Below are 15,093 nucleotides of genomic sequence, written 5' to 3'. Positions count from 1 at the left end.
TTTTACTAGCTTGGCTAGTGGTTAACTAAATTGATTCTAGAATTTTGCAAGCACTTTCTTCGTCAGTAACAAGAACTATATTCTTATCCACCTTTGAGATTGCTATGCAAGCTTCTACCTTTGTTGTGCCTCCAAATACGGCAATTGTTTCCCTAACATTATTAACAGTATTTAAGTCTATACCTACAGTATTTAGCTTATATACTATTTCTCCATCTTTATTGAAATAATATCCAAATGCTTCACACACTGCTCCCTTTGATATTATTTCTTCAACTTGATCATCAGATAGCTTTCTTCTTCTTGCCATCTCATCAGCTCTTCCAATGCCAAATACTAATATATCAGTTTTCTCAATATGTTCTAATGTACTTTTAATTTCTGGCTCTTGAATTAAACTATTTTTTGCTTCTTCACTTAATTCATCTGGTATATTAAGTAATTTGTAATGCGAGCTAAGCTTCTTACTTATAATAGAAACTATATTGCTTGTTTGAGTTTCTACAATTTTACCCATACTACCTCTAGCTGGTACTACAGTAACATTATTGTATTTTTTATCTGTTTTAAGAGCTTTTGAAAACTCAAGCATTGTACTTCCTCCAGTTATAGAAACCACATCTTCTGGCTTTAGAACTTGAAGAAAATAATCAGCTCCACATTTTGCTATATCATATAAAATACTTTCATTTTTATCAAAACTTCCAGGTACTAATAATACTTTCTTTACACCCAGTTTTTCTTTTACCTTATCTTGCAGTTTTGAAAGTCCTGTTACATAATTCATAGTATCCTTAAGATCATCTAGAAGCTCTTCACCTTCTAGACTTATTGTCATACCTGAACCTGCAACATTTATAAGACCTTGTTCTTTTAAAAACTCAGTTTCTGATCTTATAATTCTTTCACTTATATCTAATATACTTGATAAGGTTCTCCTTCCTACTGGCTCACTTAAAGATATTTGTCTTAAAATCGAATATCTTCTTTCCATAAGCTCAACAACTTGGGGAATCAATTTTTTCTGAAATTTAATTAGGTCTTTCATGTTATAACTCCTTGTTATAATTTTACCAGGGACGTTAATTGTCCCTACACTCAATTTAAGTCCCACAAGATAATTTAATTTTAAATCATATCTTTATATATTTCAATAGTTTTCAGGATATTTTTTTATATTTTTCCAGTTTATTATTTTTTCCTTTTACTTGAAGATAGTATACCTAACTCTTCTCTATATTTTGCTACAGTTCTTCTAGCAACATTTATACCTTCCTCTTTTAGTAATTTTGCAATTTTATCATCACTAAGTGGCTTGTCCTTTTTTTCTGCCTTTATTTTATCCCTTATCATGTTTTTTATGCTGGCACTAGATATAGCCTCATTATTATCATTTTCTAATGAACTATTAAAGAAATACTTAAACTCATAAGTTCCAAATGGTGTTAACATATATTTGCCATTTACCCCTCTACTAATCGTTGATTCATGGCAACTTAATTCTTCTGCTACTTCTTTCATAGTCATAGGATTTATATATTTAGCTCCTTTATTAAAAAATCCTTCTTGTTTTTTTAATATTATTTCAGCTATCTTTAAAATGGTGCTCTTTCTACTGTCTATATTCTTTATTAAGCTTAATGCAGAATTTAGTCTTTCTTTTATAAAATCCTTTGCATCTTTATCTGCCTGAGAATTTTTTAGAACTTCTTTATAGAAATTATTTATTTTTAACTTATAAGAATCTCTTTCATTAAGATATGCAATGAACTCATCTTCTATTTTTTCTACAATTACATCTGGTTGTACATAGATAGATTCCTTACTAGAATTAAAATAACCTTCACATGGTTTTGGGTTTAAATCCTTTATTAACTCAGCGAACCTTTTACATTCTTGTAAAGTTATTTTGTACTTTTTACAGATATCTTTATATTTATTACTTGCAATTAATTTTAAGTCTTGCTTTATTATACTTTCTAATATTTCATCAAATATTCCATGATTATTAATTTGTATTATTAAACATTCTTCTAGATTTCTCGCAGCAACACCACTTGGTTCTAAATTCTGAACCTTATGCATACATTCTTCAAATGTCTCTACATCTATATTTAATGATTCAATTATTTCGTAATCGCTAATATTTAGATATCCATCTTCATCTAAGCTATCTATAATATACTCACATACCATTCTTTCTAAATTATCTAATTTATATAAACTTATTTGAAATTTTAAATCATCATATATATTAGAATTACTTTTAATAATATTCTCTAAGTTAACCTCACTATCGCCATTGAATACGTTTTCAAACCTATTGAAGCTTCTTGAATTTTCCATATCCTTTATATACTGTTCCCAATTTATTTCACTGTTTTTCTCGGCATCTAATAAAGGGTTACTCTCAAGCTCTTTTACAATCTCACTTTCTAACTCCATCCTATTCATATTTAATACTTCTAAAGATTGCCTTAGATTCGCTGTCATTATTAATTTTTGAGATTGTGTTAATTCTATACCATTATTAAAATTCATACCGAACCCCCTATCAACATTTAATTTTATTTCACTAAAACAAACCCTATGCTATAGTATATATTAACATTTATTTTATACTATAGCATAGGGTTTTGAAAATTATGGGTCTTAAAGATTATGGAATTTTATTAGGCTTTATTAATATTTATTATTTTTATAAAACTGCTATTGCTTCTATTTCTATTACTGCATCTTTTGGTAATTTTGCAACTTGAACACAAGACCTAGCTGGTGGATTAGATTTAAAATAAGTTGCATAAACTTCATTTACTGCATTAAAATCATTTAAATCTTTTACAAATACTGTAGTCTTAAATATATTATCCATTGATGTTCCAGCTTCTTCTAATATAGCTTTAATATTATCTAATGAAGCTTTTGTAGCTGATTTAACTTCTTGTACTAACTCTCCTGTTGCTATATCTATTGGAAGCTGTCCAGAAGTATATACTAAATTTCCAACGATTATTCCTTGTGAATATGGTCCTATTGCCCCTGGTGCATTTTTTGTATCAATTACTATTTTACTCATATCGTTCCTCCATAATTTATTTCTTCTTACTATATGGTGTTTTTGCTAATGGAAGTTTTGTCCTAAACTCGTTATCATATACATAATATGCGTTTTGTATTGCTGGCGCTGTTGGTATTGATGTTATTTCTCCTACTCCCTTAGCTCCATAAGCTAAATCTGACTTATTCTTTTCTACAACTATAGCTTTTACTTCTGGTATATCTATAGACTTAAATAATCCTAATGTTCCATATTTAGCTTTAGGAATACAATTTTCTAATGGATAGTCTTCAGTTAATGCATATCCTATAGACATTACAACTCCACCCTCAATTTGACCTTCTAAACTAATTGGATTTACAGCCCTACCTACATCATGAGCAGCTATAAGTTTTTTTAATTTACCATCTTCATTTAATATTGCTACATGAGTTGCATAACCATACGCTACGTGACTTATTGGATTCTCTTTATTACACCCCATCTTATCAGTTACACTAGCGTACTCTCCATAAAATTCTTCACCTTCTAAATCTGCTAATGTTTTTCCAGAATCCAATGCTTCTTTTAACTTTTTAGAAGCTACCTTTGTAGCCTCTCCTGTAAACACTGTTTGTCTTGATGCAGTAGTATTTCCTGAATCTGGTGTTAAAAATGTATCTGGGGCATCATGTACTATAAGATCTGGACTAATCTTTGCTGTTTCACATATCATTTGAGTTGCAACAGTACCCATTCCTTGACCTATACAAGATGCACTTGTTCTTATGTGAACTTTTCCATCTATAATTACTAATCTACATCTACCTATATCTGGTATTCCAACTCCGACACCGCTATTTTTCATAGCACAAGCTATTCCTGCATAAGGATGCTTTTCATATTCTTCCTTAACAGCCTCTAATGTTTCTACTATAGCAGTACCCTCATCTGCAATCTGACCATTTGGTAAAACTTGACCTGGCCTTACTGCATTTTTATATCTAATTTCCCAAGGAGATATTCCTACTTTTTCAGCTAAAAGATTTATATTACATTCTGTTGCAAAACAACTTTGAGTAACTCCAAATCCTCTAAATGCTCCTCCTGGAGGGTTATTGGTATAAACTGCAGTCCCATCAATATCTATATCCTGATAATTATACGGACCAGCTGCATGAGTACACAATCTCTGAAGTACTGGCCCTCCAAGAGATGCATAGGCCCCTGTATCAGATATAATTTTAGCTTTCATACCTGTTAAATATCCATCTTCATCACAGGCCGTAGTTAACTCTAGCTCCACTGCATGTCTTTTAGGATGTATTATTATACTTTCTTTTCTTGTAAGAAGTACTTTTACAAATTTCTTTGTATGATAGGCCAAAAGAGCTGCATGATGTTGAACACTCATATCTTCTTTTCCACCAAATCCTCCACCTACCATTTTATTTATTACTCTTACTTTTTCATAAGGTAGTCCTAACATATCTGCACATTCGTGTTGAGTTGCAAATACACCTTGATCAGATGAGTATATTATTATTCCATCCTCACCATGTGGGCCTGCTACTGCACATTCTGGCTCTAAAAAAGCATGCTCTGTAAATGGTGTAGAATATTTCCTAGTGACAACGTACTTAGAATTCTTTATCTTTTCATCTGCATTGCCTCTAACTAAATGCTCATTTACTAAAACATTTCCTGTTTCATGTATTTTAGGAGCATCTTCCTTTAATGCTTCTTCTGGACACGTAATAGGAGTTAATTCTTCATAATCTATTTTTACAAGTTTTTTAGCTTCTTCAAGGGCCTCCTTAGTTTCAGCTGCAACTAATACTATTGCGTCTCCTAGATATCTAGTTATTTCTCCTTCTGGTATCAAAGTATCCCAGTCCTTTTTTAAGTGACCAACCTTTATAGTTCCTGGTATGTCTTTAGATGTAAGTACTGCTACTACACCAGGATATGCCTTAGCATCTTCTATATCTATTTTTTTTACAAGAGCTCTCGGATACTTTGTTCTTACTGCTGAACCATAAATCATTCCATCTATTCTTATATCATCTACATATTCGGCCATTCCAAGTGCTTTAGATACTGCATCTATTCTTGGAAGATTTTCTCCTATCAATCCCTTACAAGCAACTTTAGGTACATCTATATTTTCTCTAAATATTTTAGCTGCTAGTTCTATAGCTTTAATAATTTTTACATATCCTGTACATCTGCATATGTTACCCTTTAGAGCTTTCTTTATTTCGCTTTCTGTTGGATTATTATTAATATCTAATAAAGCTTTTGCACTTATTACCATACCTGGTATACAGAAACCACACTGTACTGCCCCCTGACTAGAAAAGGCATAGGCATATACATCTCTCTCTCTTTCGCTCATACCTTCTATAGTTATTACATTCTTTCCAATTAGTTTTTGAGTTGTAAGAACACAGGCTTTTTTAGCTTGCCCATCGACAATAACCATACAAGTTCCACATGCACCTTCTGAGCATCCATTCTTTACAGATGTTATATTCATATCTTCTCTAAGAAATTGTAAGAGCTTCTTGTTTTCTGCAGCAATAACTTTCTCATTATTCAATATAAATTCAAACATACAAGTTATCCCCCTTAATTAGATGACCTCTTTAAATATTTTCCTGTTGGAAAATTATCAATAACCTTTCCATTTCTGCTAACTTCTTTTCCTCTTAAATAAACTCTTTCTATTTCACAATTTAGTCTATAATTTTCATAAGGTGTATAATCTACATTTTGAACTTGATCCTCTGCCTTTATTACCTTAGTTTTATTAGGATTTAGCACTACTAAATCTGCATCACTTCCGACCTCTATAGCTCCTTTTTGTGGATAAAGTCCATATATTTTAGCTGGATTAGTAGATAAAAGTTCTACCATTCTGTTGATAGAAATTTTATTTGTGGATACTCCGTATGTGTATAAAAGCCCTACTCTATGTTCTACCCCAGGTGCTCCATTTGGTATTTTGCTAAAATCCTCCATTCCAAGCTCTTTTTGTTTTTTATAATTAAATGAACAATGATCTGTTCCTATTGTATCTATTTGGTTTTGTTCTAGAGCCTTCCACAATATATCATTGTTTTTTACATTTCTAAGTGGAGGTGACATCACATATTTAGCTCCTTCGAATCCTTCTAACTTATATTTATCTTCATTTAAAAGTAAATATTGTGGACAAGTTTCAACTACTACATCTACTCCTCTCTCTTTAGCCTTAAGAACTTCATCTAATGACTCTTTACAACTTAAATGTACTACACAAACTTTTGATTTTGTAATCTCTGCTATTTTCATAAGTCTTGATGTTGCCTCTGCTTCTAGCATTGGAGGTCTTGAAGCTGCATGATATTGTGGAGATATATGATTTTCTTTTAAATTCTTATCCACAAGTTCACAAACAAGATCCCCATTTTCACAATGAAACCCTATTATTGCGCCTATATTTTTTGATTTTTCTAGAGCCTTGTAAATAACGCTATCATCAACTTGAAGTGTACCTTTATAAGCCATATATAATTTAAATGAAGACACCCCTTGTTTTATCATCTCATCCATCTCATCACAGACTGAATCACTCCAGTCTGTGATTGCCATATGGAATCCATAATCACAGTAAGCTTTATTACGTGCCTTATGATGCCACTCTTCTAAACCTGCCTTTAATGACTTACCTTTACTTTGAGTTGCAAAGTCTAATATAGTAGTTGTTCCTCCTGCTATAGCTGCTTTTGTACCTGATATAAAATCATCTGCCGTTATAGTTGTACCTGTATCTAAATCAAAATGGGTATGAGTATCTACTCCTCCTGGAATTATGTAAGATCCACTTACATCAACAATCTCACAATCCTTAGATTCTAGATTTTCTCCTATCTCAACAATTTTTTCACCGTCTACTTTTATATCTGAAAAATAAGTTATCTTATAACTTACTATTTTTCCACCCTTTAATATTAGACTCATATAATCTCCACCTTATTTATAGCTTATTGTTAATGCGCCTTTTGGACATCTTGTTACACATAATCCACACCCAAAACACTTATCTTTATCTATTTCTAAAGTTTCACCAACCTCTATTGCCTCATAAACACAGCTTGCCTTGCACTTCTTACATTTTATACACTTATCTTGGTCTACTTTCGGTACTACAGTGTGAGTTCTAAATTCCCTTTCATCAACTTTCTTATGAGCTAATCCTTTTATCTCATTTACATCTGAATATCCATGTTCATCTAAAAACTCATTTAATTCCTTAGCTATTTTTCCGTATACTCCTGGACCTCTAAGTATTGCTTCTGTACAGACTTGAACTGCGCTTGCTCCTGCCATCATCATTTCTGCAACATCTCTTCCACAAGTAACACCTCCAACTCCTATTATTGGAATATTCACAACTTGAGAAGCTTCATATATACATCTTATTGCTAATGGCCTTATTGGAGCTCCTGATAACCATCCGTATCCTGTTTTACTTCCCATTATTGGGTATCCTGTATTTACATCTATAGCCATGCATGGTCCAAATGAGTTTATCATTACAAGACCATCTGCACCTGCTTCTTCAACAGCCTTAGCTATTGTTTGGATATCTGTGTGTGGACTCATCTTCATAAATACTGGACAATCTAAAGCAGATTTGGCAGCTTTTAATGCATTTACTATTGGAGCTACATCTGTTCCAACATAGTGAGTTGATAATTCAACTGCATCAGCATAAGGCTTTACAAGTGGTGCAACCTTTTCTATATCATCTGCTGTATAACCCATACTTACTATTACTGGAACTCCAGCACTTTTAGCTTTTTGATATTCTTCTTTTATCCATTGCTCTTTTGGTAATTCTGACCATAATTCAGTATTTAAAAATCCACTATTTGTAAGTCCCATACATGGTCTAGGTACATCTGCAGGAAGTACAGATATAGTTTTTGTACATAATCCTCCAGCTCCACCTTTTACTGCTTCTATACATAAATCTCCATCTTTTGCTCCTGGTCCTGCTGCTGTCATTACCGGGTTACTGAATTCCATTCCATATATATTAACTTTTAAATTTGCCATTTTTGCATCCCCCTAAATTATTTATTTAATGCTTTATCTTATTTCACATCTTTATAGTTAAAAATCAGATTTAATACTATTGCACATATACTACCGCTTGTTATCCCACTACTTAAAATTGTTTGAATAACTCCTTGTGGAAAGTTCGCATAAAAATCTGGAACTGCTATGGGAATCATCGCTACTGCTATACTTACACAAAATATAAAACCATTTTTAGTTCCATTAAATTCTACTTGTTTTATACTATTAATCCCTGCTGATATTATCATCCCAAACATTACAAGACCTGCTCCACCTAGCACTGGGTACGGTATTGATGCTATTATAGCTGCAAATTTCGGTATAATACCTAGAATAAGTAATATTATCCCTGCCATTATAGTTATTTTTGTTCCCTTTATACCTATCATATTTGCTATACCTAAGTTCTGAGCGCAAGGTGCTTGAGGGAATGTATTAAATATTCCTGCTATCATACAAGATAATCCATCTGTTCTTAATGCTTTTGTAACCTTCTTTTCAGTTACATCTTCTCCAAATATATCGTGAATTGCAACAGTGTTTCCAGTTGAAGCAATCATCATAATGAACATTACAACTATCATAGATACAATCGCGGGTATATCAAACACAGGTGCTCCAAAGAAGAATGGCTTTGGAATAGATAATATCCCTGCTGAATTGACCATTGTAAAATCAAATTTACCAATACTTATTGATATAATAGTTCCAAGTATTATCCCAATAAGTATTGCCATACTACCTAATGTTTTCCCACCCCATTTATTTAGAGCCACTATTATCAGTAAAACAATAAATGAAAGAATTATATTTTCAACACTTCTATAATCAGGAGCAGTCGTAACACCTCCTGCGCACCATCTAACTGCTATAGGAATTAAATATATCCCCATTAAAGTAATTATTGTTCCTGTAACTATTTTAGGGAAAAATCTTAGTAGCTTGCTAAAAATCGGTGCGATTAAAAAACAGAATAAACCTGCAATTATCGTTGAGGTAAATATTATACTAAGTGCTTTACCTTCTCCAATTGAAGTAGATGCAACTATAACAAGCATAGTAGAAGTAGGATTTGCACTTGCCCCTAGCATAAGGGGCATTCTTACTCCTATAAATTCTTTAAATCCAATACTTTGAATTAATGTTGCTATTCCAGATACAAAAAGTGTCGCACTTATAAGTATCATCATCTCAGTACTTGTAACCTTAGCTTCATTTCCTATCATTATGGGTACTGCTAATATCCCTGCACACATACCAAATACATGCTGTAACCCATAAATAAATGCCTTCGAATTAGTTAAAATATTCTCTGAGTCACTTGCCTTACTAACATTTCTAACTTGGCCCTCACTCATTTCACTTATCTCCAATCAACAGTTAAATTCTATTCCATAATTCTTTAGATACTTCTCTTGATTTTGAAAGTATTTCACTTTCATCAATATTTACTAACACCCTATCCTTCATTACAACTTTCCCATTAATAATGGTTGTATCTACACATCTTCCACTTAAGCCAAATATCATATGTCCACCTAATGTATTCTCATTCATCGGAGTATGAGGTATATAATCAGCAATTATTATATCTGCATATGCACCTTTTCTTATTATCCCTAAATCATTTTTAAAGTAAGCTTTAGTGATTTTTTGATTATTCTCTATTAACATCTTTTGGCTTTCCATAAATCCAAATCTAGGATCACATAAATGATGCTTGTGTATTATATTTGCAACTTTTAAAGATTCAAACATATCACTTGTATATCCATCAGTTCCTAATCCAACAGTAATCCCTCTATCTAATAACTCTATTACTGGAGAACATCCAACTGCATTTCCCATATTTGATTCTGGATTGTGAACTACAAAAGTATTAGTATCTTTAAGCAAACTCATTTCTGCAGAATTTACATGTATACAGTGAACTGCTATTGTTTTATTACCTAGTACATCAAAATCATGTAATCTTTGAACTACTCTTTTTCCGTATTTCTTTAAGTTATATTTTAAGTCATCTATGCCTTCTGCCGTATGAACATGGTACCCAGTATCTAATCCTGCCATTTCCTTAGCACACTTATCTAAAGTTTCATCTGATAGGGTAAATGCTGCATGAAGTCCAAACATACCTTTAAACATATCACTATTATCTTTCATAGCATATTTTATAAATTTAACGTTTTCCTCAATGCCATGATCAGCTATTATTTTTCCGTCTCTATCTGATACTTCATAACAAAGACAAGTTCTAATTCCAAGTTCTCTAGCCACATCATTTATAGTAAATAGACTTCCTTCTATTGAATGTGGGCTTGCATGATGATCAAATACTGTTGTTACACCATTTTTAATACATTCAGTATAAGTTGCATAAGCACTGTACTTTGTATCTTCTAATGTAAGTTTTTTATCCAACCTCCACCATAGATTATCTAATATCTCCATAAAGTTTTCTGATGGTTTGCCTGGTACTGCCATACCTCTAGCAAATGAACTATATATGTGCATATGAGAATTTATAAGTCCTGGCATTATAACCTTTCTTTGAGCATCTAAGTATTCATAATCAGAGTACTTAGCTTTCATTTCTGATGTTGTTCCTAAATCTTCTATTATATTTTCATTAATAACTACGCATCCATCTTCCATAAAAGGATTTAGACTATCGTGAGTTACTAATCTACCATTTCCAACTAATAACATAGATTATTCCCCCTTAAAACTTTACCTGCTTTAATATGCTTATAGTTTCCTTCTTCTATTACGCAGTTTCCATTTATAATTACATAATCTATACCTGTTGGATATTGCATAGAGTTTATAAAATCGTCACATCCACTTACAGTATCCTTATCAAATATTACTACGTCCGCATAATATCCCTCTTTTAGCTCTCCTCGATCCTTTATTCCAAAACTAATTGCTGCCTTTTTAGTCATTTTACTAACAGCTTCTTCAAGCTCTAATACACCTAATTCTCTTACATATCTACCTAATATCTTAGGAAAAGAACCATATGCTCTTGGATGAGGCTTACCTGCTAAAAGTCCATCTGTACATACATTTTGTTCTTCTCTTTTCATAAATCCTATAATATGTTCTTCTAATCCATAAAAATCTACCATTCCGACTGCATTTTCTTCTTCTAATAACAAATCAAATGTGGCATCTAATGGATCGATTCCTCTTATTTCACCTAACTCTAATAAACTTTTCCCTATTGCAAACTCATTTTTTTTATTTTTAACACTAGTTACAAAAATTTGATCTATACCTGCAAACTGTATAAAATTATCCCAGCCTTCAATGCCATTTGCTATATCATCTTTCATTTTTTGCCTTTGCTTCTCATCTTGTAATCTTTCTAATAATTTATCTGTTCCACCAGAATGAGCCCATGGAGGTAAAACAACCCCAAGCATTGTACTTCCTGCTGCGTATGGGTATTGGTCAAAAGAAACATTTATACCTTCTGATTTTGCTTTTTCTAATAATTTAATAACTTCAGGTATGTACTTCCAGTTATCTTTTCCACATACTTTAAAATGTGAGAAGTGAACCTTTACACCTGATTTTTTACCTATTTCTATTATTTCTTCCATAGAACTTATTATAGTATCCGCTTCACTTCTTTGATGTACTACAAACACACCATCATGCTTAGCTACTACCTTGCATATTTCTATCATTTCTTCAGTCAATGAATAAGCACATGGTATATATATAAGTCCTGTAGATAACCCTATTGCTCCTGCCTTTAACTCTCTTTCTGTTATTTCGCACATTTTTTGAATTTCTTCTTTAGTAGCTGGTCTATCTTCAAGTCCCATTGCTTCCATTCTGATATTTCCATGAGGAACTAAGTAAGTTTCATTTAATCCTACTCCATTATCCTCCATCATAGATAGATAATTATCTGTAGTTTCATACTCCCAGTTAATATCATCACTCTCACCATCTAAACCTGCTAGATTCTTTCTCCAAGGAGATATATGATCCTTTGGAAGTGGGGCCATAGAAATTCCATCCTGCCCCAATACTTCCGTTGTTATTCCTTGTCTAATTTTAACTTCATTATATGGATTAACTAGAATCATTAAATCTGAATGGCTATGAGTATCGATGAAACCTGGACAAACTACTCTATCTCTTGCATCTATTATTCTATCTACATCTTCATTTATTTCTGATGATATTTTAGTTATTCTATCATCTTCAATTAATAAATCTCCTTTAAATGCTTTAGTTTTATTTCCATCAACTATAAGTCCATGTTTTATTAAAGTTCTCAAAAAACCATCTCCCAATTATTTTTTATAAACTGATTTTAGTATCTCATAATATCCTTTAGATCCTATTGCTAATTGATCTATTTCTATATACTCATCTATTGTATGAGCTAAATTTTCTCTAGAAGGTCCAAAACCTATAGTTTTTATTCCCGCTTCACCTGCATAGTGACTACCATTTGTACAGAACGAGTACTGAGTTATTTCTGGATTTATTCCTGCTTTTTTTAAACCTTTATATGCAGCTTGAACAAACTCATCATTTTCATCGTATAACCAACCTGGGAAGAATCTCTCTCCTTCTATTACATTTCCTGTATAACACATTTCTTTACCTATAGCGTAAGATACTTTTACATTTAATTCTTTATCTTCTTTCATCATTTCATATATTAATTCTTTTATCGGTGCTATAACATCTTCCTTTGTTTCCCCAACTAATAACCTTCTATCAAAAGTTGCTTTACAATAATCAGGTACTACTGATGCTCCTGGATATGGAGATGATTTTATATCTGTTAAGACTAATATACCTTCTCCTAATACTGGATGAGTTGGTGGTACTAATTCTTGTATTTTCTCTATTATCTTACTCATTTTATAAACTGCATTTATTCCCTTATGAGGATTAGCTGAATGAGCAGGCTTTCCGAAAGTTTCTACTACTATTTCGCCTCTACCTCTTTGACCTATTTTTAAATTTAATTCTGAAGATTCTCCTATTACAACATAATCAGGTTTTACAGCTTCACTAATTTTTCTAGAAGCTATTCCTTCGAATAACTCTTCATGTACAACACCTGCTACGTAAAGTTCTCCTTCAAAATCCTTGTTTGTATCTTTTGCAAAGTATGAAACAGCAGCCATCATTGCACTTAGCTGACCTTTCATATCAGAAGTTCCTCTTCCATATATTTTTCCGTCCTTTATTAACCCTTCAAAAGGTGGTACACTCCATTTACTTTCATCAGGAACTGGAACTGTATCTATATGACCATCGAATAAAATCTTCTTACCTGGTTTATTTCCTTTTATGCATCCTATTATGTTTCCATACTCATCTCTAAACCAGCTATCAAAACCTAATTTTTCAAAATTCTTTTCTATTGCTTTTACTACATTTTCTTCTTTACCTGAATAGCTTGAGTTTCTTACTAAGTCTTGACATAATTCTATTAATTCTTGTTTTCTTATTTCATTTAACATTTATGGATCCCCCTAAAATTTTTTATTTATAATCTAAAATTATCTTATAAGAATCAACTTATACACTTGGACATTCTCCATCCCAAACTATGCTTCTATATTTATCTGGATCTGTATCTCCTTCTGTACTTATTAATAATACTTTTGAATTTTTATCTAATTTTAATGCTTTTCTTAACTCAGATAAACTTTCATCTTGCATTATAGATACTAATGTACCTGTAGTAACTGCTCCAGATTCTCCCGAAATTACTCTTTTATCTCCTACTAATGGATTTCCTAATATTCTCATACCTTTTGCAGAAACCCAATCTGGTGCAGATATAAAAGCTTCAGAGTAGTTCTTTAATATTTCAAACCCAATTGTATTTGGTTCTCCACAAGCAAGACCAGCCATTATAGTTTGCATATCTCCACCTACAAATCTTGGCTTTCCATCTCCTGCTTCTGCAGATTTATAGAAGCAATCAGCTTTATCTGCTTCAACCACTACTGTTATTGGACAATCTTCAAATTTAGCTGCCATATACCCTTGAACAGCTCCTGCTAAAGAACCAACACCTGCTTGAATAAATACATGAGTAGGTCTTTCTACTCCATATTCAGATAATTGCTCCACAGCTTCTTTGGCCATAGTTCCATATCCTTGCATTATCCATGCTGGAATATCTTCATAACCTTCCCAAGCTGTATCTTGAACTACAAGTCCTCCTACTTTTGCTGCATCTTCAGTTGCAAGTCTTACAGCATCATCATAGTTTAACTCAGTTATACTAGCTTTGGCACCTTCAGCTTTTATATTATTTAATCTTATTAGTGATGATCCTTTTGGCATATACACTACAGATTTTTGCTTTAATTTATTTGCAGTCCATGCTACCCCTCTACCATGGTTACCATCTGTTGCAGTAAAGAATGTTATATCCCCTAATTCATTTCTTACTTCATCAGATATTAATTTCTCATATGGAAGTTCCGATATATCTTTTCCTAATTTATCAGCCATATATTTAGCCATTGCAAAAGATCCTCCAAGAACTTTAAATGCATTTAATCCAAATCTATATGATTCATCTTTTAAGTAAACACCTTCTACACCTAACATTTTAGCTAGGTTCTCTAATTTAACTAATGGAGTTCTTTCATACTGAGGAATACTTTCATGAAATCCTTTAACTTTTGATATTTCTTTATCTCTTAAAAACTCTATCCCCTTTTGTTTTTCATTATCATCTGCTTTTGGCAGTGTATTTAATTTCCATTTTATTTGATCCATATTATTTCTCCTTTTGAATTTTTTATAAGTTATACTATTTTATAAAGCAATTCCTGTGCCAAAATTGATTTTTTAAAATAAATAAATTGTATTCCTTGTGATTACACATCTGAGATTACTTCTATGATTTAATATTAAACTTTTACTTT

11 protein-coding genes are annotated in these 15,093 nt (G+C 32.0%); all 11 read right to left on the bottom strand.

The window, feature by feature from the left end:
* Nucleotides 1–25 precede the first annotated feature (25 nt).
* Nucleotides 26–1,048: a sugar-binding transcriptional regulator gene (locus H8923_RS09910; protein WP_153972193.1), complete on the bottom strand. Its 1,023-nt coding sequence runs from the start codon at nucleotides 1,046–1,048 to the stop codon at nucleotides 26–28.
* A 143-nt stretch (nucleotides 1,049–1,191) separates the two neighbouring features.
* The gene (gene rpoN / locus H8923_RS09905; RefSeq protein ID WP_153972194.1) at nucleotides 1,192–2,541 is read right to left on the bottom strand and encodes an RNA polymerase factor sigma-54; all 1,350 of its coding nucleotides are present in this window, start codon (nucleotides 2,539–2,541) and stop codon (nucleotides 1,192–1,194) included.
* A 157-nt stretch (nucleotides 2,542–2,698) separates the two neighbouring features.
* On the bottom strand, nucleotides 2,699–3,076 hold the full coding sequence (locus H8923_RS09900) for a RidA family protein (protein ID WP_153972195.1): 378 nt from the start codon (nucleotides 3,074–3,076) through the stop codon (nucleotides 2,699–2,701).
* A 16-nt stretch (nucleotides 3,077–3,092) separates the two neighbouring features.
* Complete coding sequence (gene xdh / locus H8923_RS09895; protein WP_153972196.1) at nucleotides 3,093–5,654, bottom strand: selenium-dependent xanthine dehydrogenase; 2,562 nt, start codon at nucleotides 5,652–5,654, stop codon at nucleotides 3,093–3,095.
* Between the two features lie 14 nt (nucleotides 5,655–5,668).
* Entirely contained in the window at nucleotides 5,669–7,042 is a 1,374-nt protein-coding gene (gene hydA, locus H8923_RS09890) for a dihydropyrimidinase (protein ID WP_153972197.1), read from the bottom strand.
* 12 nt (nucleotides 7,043–7,054) lie between these two features.
* Nucleotides 7,055–8,143: a 4Fe-4S dicluster-binding protein gene (locus H8923_RS09885; protein ID WP_153972198.1), complete on the bottom strand. Its 1,089-nt coding sequence runs from the start codon at nucleotides 8,141–8,143 to the stop codon at nucleotides 7,055–7,057.
* Between the two features lie 38 nt (nucleotides 8,144–8,181).
* Complete coding sequence (locus tag H8923_RS09880) at nucleotides 8,182–9,525, bottom strand: nucleobase:cation symporter-2 family protein (protein WP_153972199.1); 1,344 nt, start codon at nucleotides 9,523–9,525, stop codon at nucleotides 8,182–8,184.
* A 22-nt stretch (nucleotides 9,526–9,547) separates the two neighbouring features.
* Nucleotides 9,548–10,876: a putative aminohydrolase SsnA gene (gene ssnA / locus H8923_RS09875; RefSeq protein WP_153972200.1), complete on the bottom strand. Its 1,329-nt coding sequence runs from the start codon at nucleotides 10,874–10,876 to the stop codon at nucleotides 9,548–9,550.
* Entirely contained in the window at nucleotides 10,867–12,465 is a 1,599-nt protein-coding gene (locus H8923_RS09870; RefSeq protein WP_153972201.1) for an N-acyl-D-amino-acid deacylase family protein, read from the bottom strand. Before H8923_RS09870 ends, ssnA begins: the two co-directional genes overlap by 10 nt.
* 15 nt (nucleotides 12,466–12,480) lie before the next feature.
* A complete protein-coding gene (locus H8923_RS09865) occupies nucleotides 12,481–13,668 on the bottom strand; it encodes a YgeY family selenium metabolism-linked hydrolase (protein ID WP_153972202.1) in 1,188 nt (395 codons plus the stop codon).
* 58 nt (nucleotides 13,669–13,726) lie between these two features.
* Entirely contained in the window at nucleotides 13,727–14,944 is a 1,218-nt protein-coding gene (dpaL, locus tag H8923_RS09860) for a diaminopropionate ammonia-lyase (protein ID WP_153972203.1), read from the bottom strand.
* Nucleotides 14,945–15,093 lie beyond the last annotated feature (149 nt).

This window comes from Romboutsia faecis (assembly GCF_014323405.1).
GTDB classification, from domain to species: Bacteria; Bacillota; Clostridia; order Peptostreptococcales; family Peptostreptococcaceae; genus Romboutsia_E; species Romboutsia_E faecis.
Note: the sequence above shows the minus strand (reverse complement) of the source record. Positions and strands in the feature narration are given on the sequence as shown.

What these genes read in the sequence shown, in the direction of transcription:
- H8923_RS09880 (WP_153972199.1), bottom strand. Translation starts at nt 9,525, where the DNA reads ATGAGTGAGGGCCAAGTTAGAAATGTTAGTAAGGCAAGTGACTCAGAG.
- H8923_RS09900 (WP_153972195.1), bottom strand. Translation starts at nt 3,076, where the DNA reads ATGAGTAAAATAGTAATTGATACAAAAAATGCACCAGGGGCAATAGGA.
- dpaL (WP_153972203.1), bottom strand. Translation starts at nt 14,944, where the DNA reads ATGGATCAAATAAAATGGAAATTAAATACACTGCCAAAAGCAGATGAT.
- H8923_RS09885 (WP_153972198.1), bottom strand. Translation starts at nt 8,143, where the DNA reads ATGGCAAATTTAAAAGTTAATATATATGGAATGGAATTCAGTAACCCG.
- rpoN (WP_153972194.1), bottom strand. Translation starts at nt 2,541, where the DNA reads ATGAATTTTAATAATGGTATAGAATTAACACAATCTCAAAAATTAATA.
- ssnA (WP_153972200.1), bottom strand. Translation starts at nt 10,876, where the DNA reads ATGTTATTAGTTGGAAATGGTAGATTAGTAACTCACGATAGTCTAAAT.
- hydA (WP_153972197.1), bottom strand. Translation starts at nt 7,042, where the DNA reads ATGAGTCTAATATTAAAGGGTGGAAAAATAGTAAGTTATAAGATAACT.
- xdh (WP_153972196.1), bottom strand. Translation starts at nt 5,654, where the DNA reads ATGTTTGAATTTATATTGAATAATGAGAAAGTTATTGCTGCAGAAAAC.
- H8923_RS09865 (WP_153972202.1), bottom strand. Translation starts at nt 13,668, where the DNA reads ATGTTAAATGAAATAAGAAAACAAGAATTAATAGAATTATGTCAAGAC.
- H8923_RS09910 (WP_153972193.1), bottom strand. Translation starts at nt 1,048, where the DNA reads ATGAAAGACCTAATTAAATTTCAGAAAAAATTGATTCCCCAAGTTGTT.